Consider the following 15,966-nt stretch of genomic DNA (forward strand, 5'->3'; position numbering starts at 1 on the left):
CAAATAAAAAGGCCCCGCTCAATCAGATTGAGCGGGGCCTTTTTGTTTGTAGCCGTTAAGGACGCTTGCGGTTACTGATCAGCGTGCCCATGCCGGTATCCGTGAAGATCTCCAGCAATACCGCATTCGGTACCCGGCCATCAATGATCAACGAGCTGCCCACGCCGCCTTGCACCGCTTCCAGCGCGCAACGGATCTTCGGCAGCATGCCGCCGTAGATGGTGCCGTCGGCGATCAACTCGTCCACTTGTTGCGTGGACAAGCCGGTCAATACCTTGCCTTCTTTGTCCATCAGGCCGGCGATGTTGGTCAGCAGCATCAGCTTTTCAGCTTTCAATGCTTCGGCCACCTTGCCGGCCACCAGGTCGGCGTTGATGTTGTAGGACTCGCCATTGGCGCCCACGCCGATCGGCGCGATCACCGGAATGAAGTCGCCTTTGACCAGCAGGTTCAGCAGGTCGGTGTTTACGCCAACCACTTCGCCCACTTGGCCGATGTCGATGATTTCCGGTTGGGTCATTTCCGGTGTCTGACGGGTCACCGTCAGTTTTTTCGCGCGGATCAGCTCCGCGTCCTTGCCGGTCAGGCCGATGGCGCTCCCGCCGTGGCGGTTGATCAGGTTGACGATGTCCTTGTTGACCTGGCCACCGAGCACCATTTCCACCACGTCCATGGTCTGCGCGTCAGTAACGCGCATCCCATCGATGAAGTGACTCTCGATCGACAAGCGCTTGAGCAGGTCGCCGATTTGCGGGCCGCCGCCGTGCACCACCACCGGGTTGATCCCCACGGCTTTCATCAACACGATGTCACGGGCAAAGCCGGTTTTCAGCTCGTCGCTTTCCATGGCATTGCCGCCGTACTTGATCACCAGCGTCTTGCCGACATAGCGTCGGATGTAAGGCAACGCTTCGGACAGGACCTTGGCAGTGTTGGCAGCGGCTTCGCGTTCGAGGGTCATTCAGGGCTCCGGTAAAAAATCAGAACGGTAATTGGAGATCAGGGGCAACACGTTTCAACTGGGCGTGGAACACGTCCTTGATGCGCTGCAACTCAGCCTCGGTATCCGCCTCGAAACGCAGGACCAGCACCGGTGTGGTGTTGGACGCGCGAACCAGGCCCCAGCCTTTGGCGTAATCGACTCGCACACCATCAATGGTGGTCAGGTTGGCGCCTTCGCCCCATTGCGCATCGTGCAGTGCGTCAATGATGCTGAATTTGCTCTCCTCGGTCACATGGATATTGATCTCTGGCGTAGAAATATCGTTCGGGAAGGTCTGGAACAGCTCTTCAGCCGTGGATTTTTCCTTGCTGAGGATCTCCAGCAACCGCGCGGCGCTGTAAATACCGTCGTCAAAGCCGAACCAGCGCTCCTTGAAGAACACGTGGCCGCTCATTTCGCCGGCCAACAGCGCGCCGGTTTCCTTCATTTTCTTTTTGATCAACGAGTGACCGGTCTTCCACATTAGCGGGCGACCGCCATATTCCTTGATCAGTGGCGTGAGGCGGCGGGTGCACTTCACGTCGAAGATGATCTCGGCGTTGGCGTTGCGCGCCACCACGTCGCGGGCAAACAGCATCAGCAGGCGGTCGGGGAACACGATCTCGCCGGTCTCAGTCACCACGCCGACGCGGTCGCCGTCACCGTCAAAGGCCAAGCCGACGTCAGCCCCGGTTTCCTTGACCTTGGCGATCAGGTCCACCAGGTTTTCCGGCTTGCCTGGGTCCGGGTGGTGGTTGGGGAAGTGGCCGTCGACTTCGCAGAACAACGGGATCACTTCGCAGTTCAGGGCTTCGAGCAGCTGCGGGGCGATCACGCCAGCCGCGCCGTTGCCGCAATCCACCACCACTTTGAGGCGGCGCGCGAGCTTGACGTCACGGGTGATTTCATCAGAGTAGCGTTTCAGGATGTCGACTTGGGTGATGCTGCCCTTGCCGCTGGTCAGATCGTTGTTTTTCAGGCGGTCGTGCAAGGCCTGGATCTGTTCATTGGCCAGGGTGTCGCCAGCGATGACGATCTTGAAGCCGTTGTAGTCCGACGGGTTATGGCTGCCGGTCAGCATCACCCCGGACTTGCCGGCCAGGACGTTGGCGGCGTAATACAGCGCGGGCGTCGGCACCAGGCCCACATCGCTGACATGGCAACCGCTGTCGGCCAGGCCCTGGATCAGTTGCTCCACCAACTCCGGGCCGGACAGGCGACCGTCACGGCCGACCGAAACGTTCGGCTCGTCCTGGGCCAGGCTCTGGGAGCCGATGGCACGGCCAATCCAGTAGGCGGTTTCGGCCGTCAGGGTCTTGGGCACCACGCCACGGATGTCATAGGCGCGAAAGATGCTGTCGGGGAATGTCGGGGCTACGCGGGCTGCGGTACTCATCGCGGGGGGAAACTCCATCTGAAAGGGGCAAGGCTGGCCTTAATGTGGCTGACCGGCAGGCTCAAACTGAAGGGTATGACGGTGTTTTCGGCAGAGAGTTCGTGGTGCAAAAATGCCATCGGAGCGTTGGCTCCGTCTTGATGTCTGCGTAATGCTTTGATTTCTATGGAGAAATCTCGCTGATAAAATCCGCGCATTCTTCGTCCTGAAAAGCCCAGCGGTGGCGTCTGGCCGGGCAACGGCGCCCGGCCAGGTTCAGCTTAGTCAGTGACTGCCGGAATGCCCAAAACCGCCTGCGCCGCGTTGGGTTTCATCGAATTCCTCTACCAGTTCGAAGTGCGCCTGCACCACTGGCACCAGTACCAGTTGGGCAATACGCTCGCCGACGGCGATGTTGAAGGCGGTCTGGCCACGGTTCCAGCATGACACCATCAGTTCGCCCTGGTAGTCCGAGTCGATCAGGCCGACCAGGTTGCCCAGCACGATGCCGTGTTTGTGGCCCAGGCCGGAGCGCGGCAGGATCAGCGCCGCCAGGCCAGGGTCGCCCACGTAGATCGACAGGCCGGTCGGAATCAGGAGGGTCTGGCCCGGTTCAAGGACGGTGTCTTCCTTGAGCATGGCGCGCAGGTCCAGGCCGGCGGAGCCAGGCGTGGCGTAGGCCGGCAGTGGGAATTCGTTACCGATGCGTGGGTCGAGGATCTTGGCTTGCAAAGCGTGCATGGAAATTAAACCTGGTTCAGCCGTTGGGCGATAAAAGAGATCAGTTGGCGGGCAATCTTGCCCTTGCTGGTCTGGGCGAAAAGGGTGGCGTGCAGGTCGCGGTCGATCACGCTGCAGGCGTTTTCCTCGCTGTTGAAGCCGATGCTCGGGTTGGCGACATCGTTGGCAACGATCAGGTCGAGGTTTTTGTCTTTCAATTTGCGTGCGGCGTAGTCCAGCAAATGCTCGGTCTCGGCGGCGAAGCCGACGCTGAACGGACGGTCTGCGCGGGTGGCAATGGTGGCCAGGATGTCTGGATTGCGCACCATTTGCAGGAGCAGGCCGTCGCCGCTTGTAGGGTCCTTCTTAAGCTTTTGCGGGGCGACCACTTCCGGGCGGTAGTCCGCAACCGCTGCCGAGGCGATGAACAGGTCGCACGGAATGGCCGCCTCACAGGCTGCCAGCATGTCGCGGGCGCTGACTACGTCGATTCGCGTGACCCGATCCGGGGTCGGCAAATGCACCGGGCCGGTGATCAGGGTGACGCGCGCGCCTGCCTCGACCGCCGCTTCAGCCAAAGCAAAGCCCATTTTTCCTGAGCTATGGTTGGTGATGTAGCGCACCGGGTCGATATTTTCCTGGGTCGGGCCGGCGGTGATCAGCACGTGCTTGCCGGTCAGGGCCAGGTGTTGGAAGCAGTCCGCCGCACAGAGTGCGAGGTCGGTGGCTTCAAGCATGCGGCCCATGCCGACGTCACCGCAGGCTTGGCTGCCGGACGCCGGGCCGAACACCTTGAGGCCACGGCTTTGCAGGAGCTGGGTGTTGGCCTGGGTGGCCGGGTCGCGCCACATGGCCTGGTTCATGGCCGGGGCGATGGCGACGGTGGCGTCGGTGGCCAGTACCAGGGTGGTCAGCAGGTCATCGGCGATGCCTTGGGCCAGGCGGGCGATCAGGTCGGCGGTGCCCGGGGCGATCAGTACCAGGTCGGCCCATTTGGCCAGCTCGATATGGCCCATGGCGGCTTCGGCTGCCGGGTCCAGCAGGTCCAGGTGAACCGGGTGGCCGGACAGCGCTTGCATGGTCAGCGGGGTGATGAACTCACTGCCACCGCGGGTCATGACCACGCGCACTTCGGCGCCTTGGTCCAGGAGCCTGCGAACCAGTTCTGCGCTCTTGTAGGCGGCAATGCCGCCGCCAACGCCGAGAACGATGCGTTTCCGATACAGACGCTGCATTGGTTTGCCTTTCCAGTTCAGTGATGCCAGTTCAGTGACGCCTGCGATGCCCCCTCCCCAGGGGAAATCACACGCAAAAAAGAGGGCCTACGATAACACAGCGTCCGTCAGGCAACAGCGACGCACATGCCATGGTGCATATGGAGAGGGAGGTGGGATGAGTATTCGCGATTGGCCGGTGGCAGAGCGGCCCCGGGAAAAGCTTTTGGAATGGGGCGCAGCGAGTCTGTCGGATGCCGAGTTGCTGGCGATCTTCCTGCGTACCGGGGTTTCCGGTCGTAGCGCGGTGGACCTGGCGCGCCATCTGTTGGCGCAATTTGGCGGCTTGCGCCCGTTGCTGGAGGCCAGTCAGGCGCTGTTCAGCCAGCAATTGGGGCTGGGGCCGGCAAAGTTCGCCCAGTTGCAGGCGGTGCTGGAAATGGCCCGGCGCCACATGGCCGAGCGCCTGCGCCAGGATTCGGTGCTGGAAAGCCCGGTGGCCGTGCGGGATTACCTCAAGGCACTGTTGCGCCATGAGCCGCATGAGACCTTCGGCTGCCTGTTTCTCGACTCAAAACACCGGGTGCTGGGTTTCGAGGCGTTGTCCCAGGGCACCATCGATACGGCGATGGTCTATCCCCGGCAAGTGGTCAAGCGTGCCCTGGCGTACAACGCAGCGGCGTTGATCCTGTGTCACAACCATCCTTCCGGCAGCCTTGAGCCGAGTGCGGCTGATCGAAAATTGACCAAGCTGCTGCAAAAAGCCTTGGAGGTGGTGGATGTGCGGGTGTTGGATCACATCATCGTGGGGGATGGCGATCCACTGTCGATGGCGGAGTATGGGTGGATGTAGGGGGGAGCAGCTGCAAGGTTGAAGCTGCAAGCCTCAAGTGGGCTTGCAGCTTAGGGCTTGCAGCTTGCAGCTTAGGGCTTGACGCTAACGTTCGAAAAGTCCTGGCGCCCGAACGGGCTCACCTGGTAGCCCTCGACATTCTTGCGGGCCAGGGCAAACGCGGTCGGGTGCGCGAGCGGCAACCACAGTGCCTGTTGCTGGATCTGCGCCTGGGCCTGCTGGTAGAGCTTGCTGCGTACGCCTTGCTCGCTGGTGGTCTTGCCGGCGCTGATCAGCTTGTCCAGCGCGGGGTCGCAATAGCGGGCGAAGTTGGTGCCGGATTTCACCGCCGCGCAGGAGAACTGCGGGGTCAGGAAGTTATCCGGGTCGCCGTTGTCGCCGGCCCAGCCCATGAACAGCAGGTCGTGCTCGCCGGCCTTGGCGCGGCGGATCAGCTCACCCCATTCGATCGCGCGGATCTCGGCCTGGATGCCGACCTTGGCCAGGTCAGCCTGCAACAGTTGTGCGCCGAGGTTCGGGTTGGGGTTCAGCAGGCTGCCGGTGGGGCGGGTCCAGATAGTGGTCTTGAAGCCATCCTTGAGCCCGGCGCGGTCCAGCAGTGCCTTGGCCTTGGCGAGGTCCTGTGGATAACCCGGCAGGTCCTTGGCGTAGCTCCAGGTGTTAGGCGGGTAGGGGCCGTTGGCGGCTTCGGCGGTGCCTTCAAATACGGCCTTGAGGTAGCTGCCCTTGTCGAACGCCAGGTTGATTGCCTGGCGCACTTCGGGCTTGTCCAGAGGCGGGTGCTGGCTGTTGATGGCCACGAAGGCGGTCATGAAGGCGGCGGTTTTCTCCACCTTGAGCGCTGGGTCCTTTTCGGCTTCACCCACATCCAACGGCTTGGGAGACAGGGCAATCTGGCACTCGTCGCGATGCAGTTTTTGCAGGCGCACGTTGGCGTCCGGGGTGATGGCGAAGATCAAGTTATCCACAGCCGGTTTGCCGGCGAAGTAGTCCGGGTTGGCCTTGTAGCGCACCACTGCATCTTTCTGAAAACGACTGAAGATGAACGGCCCGGTACCGATCGGCTGGCTGTTGAGCTTCTCCGGCGTGCCGGCCTTGAGCAGTTTGTCGGCGTATTCCGCCGGGTAGATCGAGGCAAAACCCATGCTCAGGGCCGCGAGGAAGGTAGAGTCGGCGTGGTCCAGGGTGAAGCGCACGGTCAGCGGGTCAAGAGCGTCGATTTTCTTGACCAGCGTCGGCAGTTGCAACGATTGCGCATGGGGGAAGCCACTCTGGGCGATCTTGTGCCATGGGTTGGCCGGGTCGAGCATGCGCTCGAAGCTGAAGCGCACGTCTTCGGCGGTCAGGGTACGGCTGGGGGTGAAGTATTCGGTACGGTGGAATTTCACATCCGGGTGCAGCTTGAAGGTATAGGTCAGGCCATCCGGCGAGACTTCCCAGCTGTCCGCCAGGCTGGGCACCAGTTTGCCGCTGGCCGCGTCGTAGTCCACCAGGCGGTTCATCAGCACATCGGCCGAGGCGTTGGTGGTGGTCAGCGAGTTGTATTGCACCACATCGAAACCTTCGGGGCTGGCCTCGGTGCAGACGCTCAGGTTGCTGGCGGCAGAGGCCAGCGGCGCGATAAAAAGAGGGGCGAGCAATAGCGGTAGGGCAGCGAGGCGCATGTTCGGTTTCCTTTGCAGATCGAAGGCCCATCTGCGAGTGCAGTCTGGAAAAGTCCTACCGTAGTGGTCTGATTGGTAAATGACTAGCCCATTTTTGCCTGTGCTTTTGCGCCAAATGCTGTTTTGATGGCACCTCAGCGCGTTTTGCCGAGCACTTCATCGTGCGCGCGGGCGCTGTAAATCATTCTGTGCGACGAGCGGTCGGCTGTGACAGCGGCCCCTCCTGGCAACGGTTCAGGCGTCTGTCGCCGAGATTTACGCCAGTAAAAACACTCTGGCTGTTGTTGCACCTGGGTCTTTCTGGTATAAAGCAGCGCTCTTTTCTAGGGGCCCGGTTCCTTCGCTTGTAGGTGTAGCCGGTAAGACCCTAAAGAAACGCGGCGCCTGGCGCCAAATGACTGAGAGATTAAGCGGCCAACCCATGCCGGGTTGGGCATGTGGTTTTAGAGGGCTGAGGCATGTCGAGAGTCTGTCAAGTTACCGGTAAGGGTCCGGTGACTGGGAATAACATTTCCCACGCAAATAACAAAACCCGTCGTCGTTTCCTGCCGAACCTGCAGCATCACCGCTTCTGGGTTGAAGAAGAGAAACGTTTCGTCCGTCTGCGCGTATCTGCTAAAGGCATGCGCATCATCGACAAGCGTGGCATCACTGTCGTGCTGGCTGAATTGCGCCGCGCTGGCACAATCTAAGGAGCTATATCATGCGTGAATTGATTCGAATGATCTCTAGCGCCGGTACTGGTCACTTCTACACTACCGACAAGAACAAGCGTACTACCCCGGACAAGCTCGAAAAGAAAATGTTCGACCCGCGCGTTCGCAAGCACGTGATCTACAAAGAAGGCAAAATCAAGTAATTGATTTTCCTCCTTGTGAAAAAAAGCCCGTATCTCACGATCCGGGCTTTTTTTTGCCTGCGATTTGCCGGTCAGGCTTTCTGTTCAAACACTACGTAGATCTTGCGGCAGGGTTCCAGCACTTCCCAGGTGCCGCTGAACCCGGCGGGGATCACGAAACGGTCACCGGCGCGCAAGGTCTTGGCGTTGCCATCGGCATCACGCAGTACTGAAACACCCTGCACAATTTCGCAGTACTCATGCTCGGTGTAGTTGACCTTCCACTGCCCGACTTCACCTTCCCACACGCCCGCGCTCATCTGGCCGCAGGGGCTGTTGTAGTGGTTGTAGATCGTCTGCTCGGGATCACCCTTGAGGATTTTTTCGGCGGCGGGGCGGTAGCGCTCGGCGGCGGTCTTGGCTTGGCTGAAGTCGACGATGTCCTGGATGCTCATGTGCGTGTCCCGTCTGGCCTGCGGTTGGAGAGCCCAAAGTCTATGTTTATTAAAATGAACATCGCAAGGGCGTTTACCGGCGTTATGTCAAATATATTGAAACATCCCCGGCCGCTGGTTTAGGGTGGCAGCTGCCTTGCGCCGAACCATTGGCTGGCGGGCAAGAATTCTTTGAGGCTGCCGTGGGACATCCCCTGGCCCTTGTATTCAATAAGAGGAGGACACTCGCATGACCACCCTGACCCGTGCCGACTGGGAACAACGCGCCAAGGATCTGAAGATCGAAGGCCGCGCCTACATCAATGGCGAATACACCGCCGCCGTTTCCGGTGACACCTTCGAATGCATCAGCCCGGTCGACGGCCGCCTGCTGGCTACCGTTGCCAGCTGTGACGCCGCCGACGCCCAGCGCGCCGTCGAAAACGCCCGCGCCACCTTCAATTCCGGTGTGTGGTCGCGCCTGGCACCCGCCAAGCGTAAGTCCGCCATGCTGCGTTTCGCAGCCTTGCTCAAGGCCAATGCCGAAGAGCTGGCACTGCTCGAAACCCTGGACATGGGCAAGCCGATCAGCGACTCCCTGAACATCGACGTACCCGGCGCAGCCAATGCCCTGAGCTGGAGCGGCGAGGCCATCGACAAGATCTACGACGAAGTCGCCGCCACCCCGCACGACCAGCTGGGCCTGGTGACCCGTGAGCCGGTTGGTGTGGTTGGCGCGATCGTGCCGTGGAACTTCCCTCTGATGATGGCTTGCTGGAAGCTCGGCCCGGCGCTGTCCACCGGTAACTCGGTGATCCTCAAACCGTCCGAAAAATCCCCGCTGACCGCCATCCGCATCGCGGCCCTGGCCGTTGAAGCCGGTATTCCAAAAGGCGTGTTCAACGTGCTGCCAGGCTACGGTCACACCGTGGGCAACGCGCTGGCGCTGCATATGGACGTCGACACCCTGGTGTTCACCGGTTCGACCAAAATCGCCAAGCAGCTGTTGATCCGCTCCGGCGAATCGAACATGAAGCGCGTGTGGCTGGAAGCGGGCGGCAAGAGCCCGAACATCGTGTTTGCCGATGCGCCCGACCTGCAAGCCGCCGCCGAATCCGCCGCAGGTGCCATCGCCTTCAACCAGGGCGAAGTCTGCACCGCCGGTTCGCGCCTGCTGGTCGAGCGTTCCATCAAGGACACATTCCTGCCGCTGGTGATCGAAGCCCTCAAGGGCTGGAAGCCTGGCAATCCACTGGATCCGGCCACCAACGTCGGCGCACTGGTGGACACCCAGCAGATGAATACCGTGCTGTCCTACATCGAAGCTGGCCATGCCGATGGCGCCAAGTTGGTCGCCGGTGGCAAGCGCACGCTGGAAGAAACCGGCGGCACTTATGTGGAGCCGACGATTTTCGACGGCGTGACCAACGCCATGAAGATCGCCAAGGAAGAGATCTTTGGCCCGGTCCTGTCGGTGATCACCTTCGACAGCGCCGAAGAAGCGGTCGCCATTGCCAACGACACCATCTACGGCTTGGCCGCAGCCGTGTGGACAGCCGATATCTCCAAGGCGCACCTCACGGCCAAAGCCCTGCGCGCCGGTAGCGTGTGGGTCAACCAGTACGACGGCGGCGACATGACCGCGCCGTTCGGTGGCTTCAAGCAGTCGGGCAACGGTCGCGACAAGTCGCTGCATGCGTTCGACAAGTACACCGAGCTGAAGGCGACCTGGATCAAGCTCTAAGCCACACCGCTGATCCCTGTAGGAGCGAGCTTGCTCGCGAAGAACTAGAAGGCGCCGCGTTTATCCAGGATAGGCGCGTCATCGTTAACGTTTTTCGCGAGCAAGCTCGCTCCTACAGTTCGTTTTGCACTCCCTGAAAATTATCCACAGGAGCGTGGAAATGCGTTGGGCGACTTATTTCGCCGTCCTGGCCTCGGTACTCAGCGTCGGTTTGGCCTTGGGCGTCAGCATGCCGCTGGTGTCCCTGCGCCTCGAAAGCTGGGGTTACGGCAGTTTCGCCATCGGTGTGATGGCGGCGATGCCGGCCTTTGGCGTACTGCTCGGCGCGAAGGTCTCCAGTCGCATGGCCTCATGGCTGGGCACCGCCAACCTCATGCGCCTGTGCCTGTGGGCGGGCGCGGTGTCCATCGGCTTGCTGGCGATCCTGCCCAGTTACCCGGTTTGGCTGGTGCTGCGCCTGATGATCGGGGTGATCCTGACCATCGTGTTTATCCTCGGCGAAAGCTGGATCAACCAATTGGTGGTGGAGCAGTGGCGCGGCAGGCTGGTGGCGCTGTATGGCTGCAGTTATGCCTTGAGCCAACTGTCAGGTCCGTTGCTGTTGGGCTTGATCGGCACCGACCATGATTACGGTTTCTGGGTCGGCGTAGGCCTGTTAGTGGTGGCGCCATTCCTGTTGCTGGGGCGATCCGGCGCGCCGACCGCCGAGTCCTTCAGCGTGACCTTCGCCGACCTGTGGCGCTTCTGCCTGAGCCTGCCGGCGATTGCCTGGGCGGTGGCTTTATTCGCCGCCTTCGAGGCGATGATTCTGACGTTGTTGCCGGTGTATTGCCTGCAACAAGGCTTCACCGCCGAGATCGCCCTGGCCATGGTCAGCACGGTGGTGGTCGGCGATGCGCTACTGCAGTTGCCCATCGGCGCGCTGGCCGACTACCTGCCGCGACGCACGCTGTTCCTGAGCTGTGCGGTGTTGTTGCTGGTATCGAGCCTGGCGATCCCACCGCTGATGCACACGATGTTGATCTGGCCTATCTGGGTGTTGTTCGGCGCCAGTGCCGGAGGCTTGTTCACCCTGTCGTTGATCCTGATCGGCGAGCGTTACCGCGACGATGCACTGGTGCGCGCCAATGCCCACGTGGCGCAGTTGTGGGGGATCGGTTGCCTGATCGGCCCGCTGGTGGCCGGCGCCGGCAGTCAGTGGATCAGCGGGCATGCATTGCCGTTGCTGATGGCGGCGGGTGCGTTGGGGTTGGTGGTGTTGTTGCTGCGCCAAGGTGCATTTGGCGCGGCGCAGCCGGCCTAGAGCATGCGCTCCAGGCCGACGCTGGTGGCAAACCAGGCATTGAAGCGTCGCCACCAACTGCCCGGTTCGCGGGTCAGGGTGTGCAGTTGGCCGTTATCTTCGGTCACCCACACCACTTGGCCATCCTGCAGTTTCGCCTCATAGCTCAAGGGCGGCGCCATGCCTTGCAGTGCCAGGTTGCGCACATGTTCGGCCAGCTCTGGGCTATCGACCAGCACCCCGACTTCGGTGTTCCACAGCACCGAGCGCGGGTCGAAGTTGAATGAACCGATAAACGACTTCTCCCGATCAAAGATCATCGCCTTGCTGTGCAGGCTTGAATCCGAACCGCGGAAGGTGCCCCGGCGAAACAAATGTGGGCCGCTGCCGCCGCTGGGGTCGCCCGGTTGGCGGCGTAGCTCATACAGCTTCACGCCGTGCTCCAGCAGGGCCTTGCGATACGGCGCATAACCGCCGTGCACGGCAGGCACGTCGGTGGCTTCCAGGGAATTGGTCAGCAGGCTTACCGACACACCTGCATCGGCGCGGCCGGTCAAGTACACCAGCCCCGGTTGCCCTGGCACGAAGTACGCCGAGATCATCATCAACTCGTGATTGACGCCCTCCAACTCCGGCGCCAGTTGGGTGGTGAGCAACAGTCGAGGATCCGGGTCGGCCTTGGCCAGCACCTTGCTCGGCGCATCCCACAGCGCCTGGTTCCAGGCCCAGATCAGCTCGCGACGCCAGGTGTCCATGCGCGGTTGGGTCTGATAGGTGCGCAAGCGGTTGTACAGCGCGTGGTTCTGCTGGCGTGATTCGGCCAGGGACGCTTCCAGGCGCACGCGGGCGGCGGCCAGGTCGCCTTTGGAGGGCGTATTGGAGACAAAGTCATCAATCGGCTTGCTCAGGGCGCTGTTCCAATACTGGTCGAAACTGTGGCCCAACTGCTCGGCCACCGGGCCCACGCTGAGCATGTCGATGTCGGTGAAGTTCAGGTTGGGCTCGGCGTCGAAATATTCATCCCCCAGGTTGCGCCCGCCGACGATGGCCACGCTGTTGTCCGCCAGCCACAGCTTGTTGTGCATGCGCCGATGTTGCAGCGACAGGTTGAACAGCCGGCCCATGGCCCGCGTGACGCCCGTGCTACGCCCCAGGTGCAAGGGGTTGAACAGGCGGATCTCGATCTTGGGGTGGGCGGCGAGGGTGGCGATGATCTGGTCGAGGCCGTCGCTGGTGGTGTCGTCCAGCAGGATGCGCACACGCACGCCACGGTCGGCGGCCTTGAGCAGTTCGTCCACCAACATGCGCGTGCTGATGCCGTCGTGCACGATGTAGTACTGCAGGTCGAGGCTGGTCTGGGCGTTGCGGATCAGCTCGGCGCGGGCCATGAACGCCTCGCTGCTGTTGGGCAGCAGGCGAAAGCCGGAGCGGCCTTGATACGGCGCGGCCTGGGCCTGGATCGAGCGGCCGAACGACGATTGCGCGGCGGGCAGGGCGTCGCTGGGGATGCGCGGCGTGCTCACCGTCGCGCAGCCGCCCAGGGCCAGGGCTCCCAACAGGAAAAACGGTAATAGCCGTTGAATCATCAAGGGAGTTGCTTCCAGATCAGGGCGGTTGTCGACATATGACGGCAAATTCCCACGAAAGGTCAGTCGGCGGCCTCGGTCAGCAGCTTGATGGCGGCAGCACCCACCTTGCGCACGGCTTCTTCAATCTGCGGCGTGGGCTTGGCCCCGTAGTTCATGCGCAGGCAGTTCCGGTATTTGCCCGATGCCGAAAAGATGCTGCCGACGGCCACCTGTACGCCTTGTTCAATCAGGATGCGGTTGAGTTTCAGCGTATCGAAGCCCTCCGGCAGTTCGACCCACAGCATGAAGCTGCCTTGAGGGCGGCTGGCGCGAGTGCCTGCCGGGAAGTAGCGGCTGACCCAGTCGAGCATCAAGTCGCGATTGCGCTGGTATTGGGTGCGCATCCGCCGCAAATGCGGTTCGAAATGACCACCTTTGAGGAATTCGGCAATGGCGATCTGCGGTTGTGTCGCGGTGCAGCCGGTGCTGATGTACTTCATGTGCAGCACCCGTTCCAGGTAACGACCGGGCGCGACCCAGCCGATGCGCAAACCCGGCGCCAGGGTTTTCGAAAACGAGCTGCACAACAATACACGGCCGTCCTCATCGAAGGACTTGATGGTGCGCGGGCGTGGGTAGCTGTAGGCCAGTTCGCCATACACATCGTCCTCGATGATCGCCACGTCAAAACGCTGGGCCAGGGTCAGCAGCGCCTTTTTGCGCGCCTCGGGCATGATGTAACCCAGTGGGTTGTTGCAGTTGGGGGTCAGCTGGATAACCTTGATCGGCCACTGTTCCAGCGCCAATTCCAGGGCTTCCAGGCTGATGCCGGTGATCGGGTCGGTGGGGATTTCCAGGGCCTTCATGCCCAGGCCCTTGAGGGTCTGCATGGCGCCGTGGAAGCTCGGCGAGTCCACCGCGACGATGTCGCCAGGCTCGCAGATCGCATGGATGCTCGCGGACAGCGCCTCATGGCAACCGGTGGTGATCACGATGTCCTCGGCCGTCAGTTGGCAGCCGGAATCCAGTGACAGTCGCGCGATCTGTTCGCGCAATTCCATACAGCCGAGAATATTGTCGTAATACAGCCCCGGCAGATCCTGGCGTCGGCTAACGCGGGCAAGGCTGCGCAGCAGCGGCTTCATGGTTGGCGACAATACATCCGGCATGCCGCGCCCCATCTGTATGACATCTTTGCGCGGTACTGCGCGAATCAACTCCAGTACCTGGTCCCACTGGGATATCTCTACGGGCCGTTGCGCCGGACGCCCGACTTCGGGCAGGGCCGGCAAATCGCGGCCGACGGGTACGAAGTAACCGGATTTCGGCTTGGGCATTGCCAGGCCGTTGTCTTCCAGCAAGCGATAGGCTTGTTGCACGGTACTCAGGCTGACCCCGTGTTCTACGCTCAAAGCCCGTACAGAAGGCAGCCTGTCTCCAGGGCGATAGAAGCCCTGTTCGATGCGGGTGCCCAGTAATTCGGCGAGGTTCATGTACAGGGTCATGGCATTCGCTCCCGAGAAACCATTACAGATAGCCAGAAAATACAGGATTCAGCCGCCCATAGGCAGTATCTGTATGGATTTAATAAAAACGGGTTGAATCTGTAATGGTTTTTGCCCGGCGCCCATGCTTGTCACTCAAGGCAACAAGGCAAATGAGGGGCGGCAAAATGAACGGCATGAGCGATGTGCGGCTGGCGCTACACGGTCAGGAACTGCAGGCAGGGCAAGAGCGGGCGACGGCGCCGCGCGATATCAGCCGCTGGGGTCTGTTCTGGCACCGTCGTCACACGCGTAAGGCGTTGCTGCATCTGACCCGTGAACAATTGCGCGATGTCGGGTTGACCGCCGAACAGGCGCGCCAGGAAGGTCTGAAACCCTTCTGGCGCGACTGAATCACACCAGCTCTTTGAGGCGATGCCAGAGCATCCCCAGGGCCAACAGCGGCGAGCGCAAGTGCTTGCCGCCGGGGAAGGTGATGTGTGGCACCTGGGCGAACAGGTCGAAGCGCCCCTGTTGCTCGCCACTGATGGCTTCGGCCAGCAACTTGCCCGCCAGATGGGTGGCGTTGAGGCCATGGCCGGCGTAGGCCTGGGCGTAATACACGTTGGGTTGATCGGCCAGGCGGCCAATCTGCGGCAAGCGATTGGCACCGATGCCGATCATGCCGCCCCATTGAAAATCGATATTCACGTCGGCCAATTGCGGGAAGACCTGGAGCATTTTCGGGCGCATGTAGGCGCCGATGTCCTTCGGATCGCGCCCGGAGTAGTGACAGGCGCCGCCGAACAGCAGGCGACGGTCGGCGGACAGCCGGAAGTAATCCACGGTGACACGCTGGTCGCACACCGCCATGTTTTGCGGCAGCAGTTGGGTGGCCTGGGCTTCGCTCAACGGTTCGGTGGCGATGATGTAGCTGCCGGCGGGCAATACTTTGCCGCTCAGGTGTGGATTGAGGCCATTGAGGTAGGCATTGCAGGCCAACACCAAGGTCTTTGCGCGCACGTTGCCCTGGGCGGTGTGCACGTTGACTTCGGGGCCGTAGTCGATGCGGGTGACTTCAGACTGCTCGAACAGCTTCACGCCCAGCTGCTGCGCGGCAGCGGCTTCGCCGAGGGCCAGGTTCAGCGGGTGCAGGTGGCCGGAGCCCATGTCGATCATGCCGCCCACGTAGCGATCCGAACCGATCACGCTGCTCATCTCGTTGGCCTGCAGCAAGCGCACTTCGTGACGATAGCCCAGGCCGCGCAGCTCTTCCGCGTCGTCGGCCAGGCCTTGCAGGTCGCGAGGCTTGTTGGCGAGGTCGCAGTAACCCCAGGTCAGGTCGCAGGGGATCTGGAAGCGTTCGACGCGCTCACGCACGATCTCCACGGCTTCCAGGCCCATCAGCTTCATCTGGCGCACGCCATCGCTGCCGATCACATTGGCGAACTGGTCCAGGCCATGGCCGACGCCACGGATCAACTGGCCGCCGTTGCGTCCACTGGCGCCCCAGGCGATCTTGCGTGCCTCCAGCAACACCACGCGCAAACCCCGTTCCGCCAGCTCCAACGCCGTGTTCAGCCCGGAAAAACCGCCGCCCACTACGCAGACATCGGCCGTCACTTCGCCCGTCAGCACCGGGTAATCAGGTTGCGGCACGCTGCTGGCGGCGTAATAGGAAGTGGTGTGCCGGGCGCTGGCAGTCATGGGTTGCCTCCCTGTTTGGAAAATTTGACGCAGGATACAGCGGTCGGATGACGCTGTCTGCGCAGGGCGTTTTGCGGCAGAATCCACGCCTATTCGCCGTT

At 61.6% G+C, this 15,966-nt stretch carries 14 protein-coding genes and 1 pseudogene; 6 read left to right on the top strand and 9 right to left on the bottom strand.

The features are described 5' to 3' along the window. Nucleotides 1-55: 55 nt before the first annotated feature. The 4 genes and pseudogenes from argB to coaBC all read right to left on the bottom strand — a co-directional run bounded on the left by argB (nt 56) and on the right by coaBC (nt 4,312). A complete protein-coding gene (argB, locus tag H096_RS24605) occupies nt 56-961 on the bottom strand; it encodes an acetylglutamate kinase (RefSeq protein ID WP_033901948.1) in 906 nt (301 codons plus the stop codon). A gap of 19 nt (nt 962-980) precedes the next feature. Next, nucleotides 981-2,396 (bottom strand): annotated as a pseudogene (locus H096_RS24610) (phosphomannomutase/phosphoglucomutase); the annotation flags it as partial. Nucleotides 2,397-2,642: 246 nt separating this feature from the next. Further along, nucleotides 2,643-3,098, bottom strand: coding sequence for a dUTP diphosphatase (gene dut / locus H096_RS24615; protein ID WP_010207501.1), 456 nt, complete (start codon nt 3,096-3,098; stop codon nt 2,643-2,645). Nucleotides 3,099-3,103: 5 nt separating this feature from the next. Further along, nucleotides 3,104-4,312 carry a bifunctional phosphopantothenoylcysteine decarboxylase/phosphopantothenate--cysteine ligase CoaBC gene (gene coaBC / locus H096_RS24620; protein ID WP_033901950.1) on the bottom strand — a complete coding sequence of 403 codons (1,209 nt, stop codon included), beginning with the start codon at nt 4,310-4,312 and terminating at the stop codon, nt 3,104-3,106. Between the two features lie 157 nt (nt 4,313-4,469). Between coaBC and radC the strand changes: the two genes are divergently transcribed. After that, nucleotides 4,470-5,144: a DNA repair protein RadC gene (gene radC, locus H096_RS24625; RefSeq protein ID WP_033901951.1), complete on the top strand. Its 675-nt coding sequence runs from the start codon at nt 4,470-4,472 to the stop codon at nt 5,142-5,144. A 71-nt stretch (nt 5,145-5,215) separates the two neighbouring features. On the opposite strand, the gene H096_RS24630 is transcribed toward radC, so the two are convergent. Continuing rightward, entirely contained in the window at nt 5,216-6,808 is a 1,593-nt protein-coding gene (locus tag H096_RS24630; protein WP_033901952.1) for an ABC transporter substrate-binding protein, read from the bottom strand. Nucleotides 6,809-7,266: 458 nt separating this feature from the next. Between H096_RS24630 and rpmB the strand changes: the two genes are divergently transcribed. Continuing rightward, a complete protein-coding gene (rpmB, locus tag H096_RS24635) occupies nt 7,267-7,500 on the top strand; it encodes a 50S ribosomal protein L28 (protein ID WP_010207494.1) in 234 nt (77 codons plus the stop codon). An 11-nt stretch (nt 7,501-7,511) separates the two neighbouring features. Then, nucleotides 7,512-7,667 (top strand): 50S ribosomal protein L33, encoded by a 156-nt coding sequence (gene rpmG, locus H096_RS24640; protein WP_003176906.1) that lies wholly within the window; start codon nt 7,512-7,514, stop codon nt 7,665-7,667. Nucleotides 7,668-7,738: 71 nt separating this feature from the next. Here rpmG and H096_RS24645 read toward each other — a convergent pair whose 3' ends face one another. Beyond that, nucleotides 7,739-8,101 carry a cupin domain-containing protein gene (locus H096_RS24645; RefSeq protein WP_016975921.1) on the bottom strand — a complete coding sequence of 121 codons (363 nt, stop codon included), beginning with the start codon at nt 8,099-8,101 and terminating at the stop codon, nt 7,739-7,741. Nucleotides 8,102-8,330: 229 nt separating this feature from the next. Here H096_RS24645 and H096_RS24650 point away from each other — a divergent pair, with 229 nt between their 5' ends. Further along, complete coding sequence (locus tag H096_RS24650) at nt 8,331-9,824, top strand: aldehyde dehydrogenase (RefSeq protein WP_016975920.1); 1,494 nt, start codon at nt 8,331-8,333, stop codon at nt 9,822-9,824. A 160-nt stretch (nt 9,825-9,984) separates the two neighbouring features. After that, the gene (locus H096_RS24655; protein ID WP_033901953.1) at nt 9,985-11,127 is read left to right on the top strand and encodes an MFS transporter; all 1,143 of its coding nucleotides are present in this window, start codon (nt 9,985-9,987) and stop codon (nt 11,125-11,127) included. Here the strand turns inward: H096_RS24655 and H096_RS24660 are convergent. Next, the gene (locus H096_RS24660; protein WP_033901954.1) at nt 11,124-12,692 is read right to left on the bottom strand and encodes a phospholipase D family protein; all 1,569 of its coding nucleotides are present in this window, start codon (nt 12,690-12,692) and stop codon (nt 11,124-11,126) included. The genes H096_RS24655 and H096_RS24660 overlap by 4 nt on opposite strands. Before the next feature lie 62 nt (nt 12,693-12,754). Continuing rightward, nucleotides 12,755-14,179 (bottom strand): PLP-dependent aminotransferase family protein, encoded by a 1,425-nt coding sequence (locus H096_RS24665; protein WP_033901955.1) that lies wholly within the window; start codon nt 14,177-14,179, stop codon nt 12,755-12,757. Between the two features lie 167 nt (nt 14,180-14,346). Here H096_RS24665 and H096_RS24670 point away from each other — a divergent pair, with 167 nt between their 5' ends. Continuing rightward, entirely contained in the window at nt 14,347-14,571 is a 225-nt protein-coding gene (locus tag H096_RS24670; RefSeq protein ID WP_016975915.1) for a DUF1127 domain-containing protein, read from the top strand. A 1-nt stretch (nt 14,572) separates the two neighbouring features. On the opposite strand, the gene H096_RS24675 is transcribed toward H096_RS24670, so the two are convergent. Then, complete coding sequence (locus H096_RS24675; protein ID WP_033901956.1) at nt 14,573-15,865, bottom strand: FAD-binding oxidoreductase; 1,293 nt, start codon at nt 15,863-15,865, stop codon at nt 14,573-14,575. Between the last annotated feature and the right edge of the window lie 101 nt (nt 15,866-15,966).

This window comes from Pseudomonas sp. FH1 (assembly GCF_000510895.2).
Taxonomy (GTDB): domain Bacteria; phylum Pseudomonadota; class Gammaproteobacteria; order Pseudomonadales; family Pseudomonadaceae; genus Aquipseudomonas; species Aquipseudomonas azotoformans_A.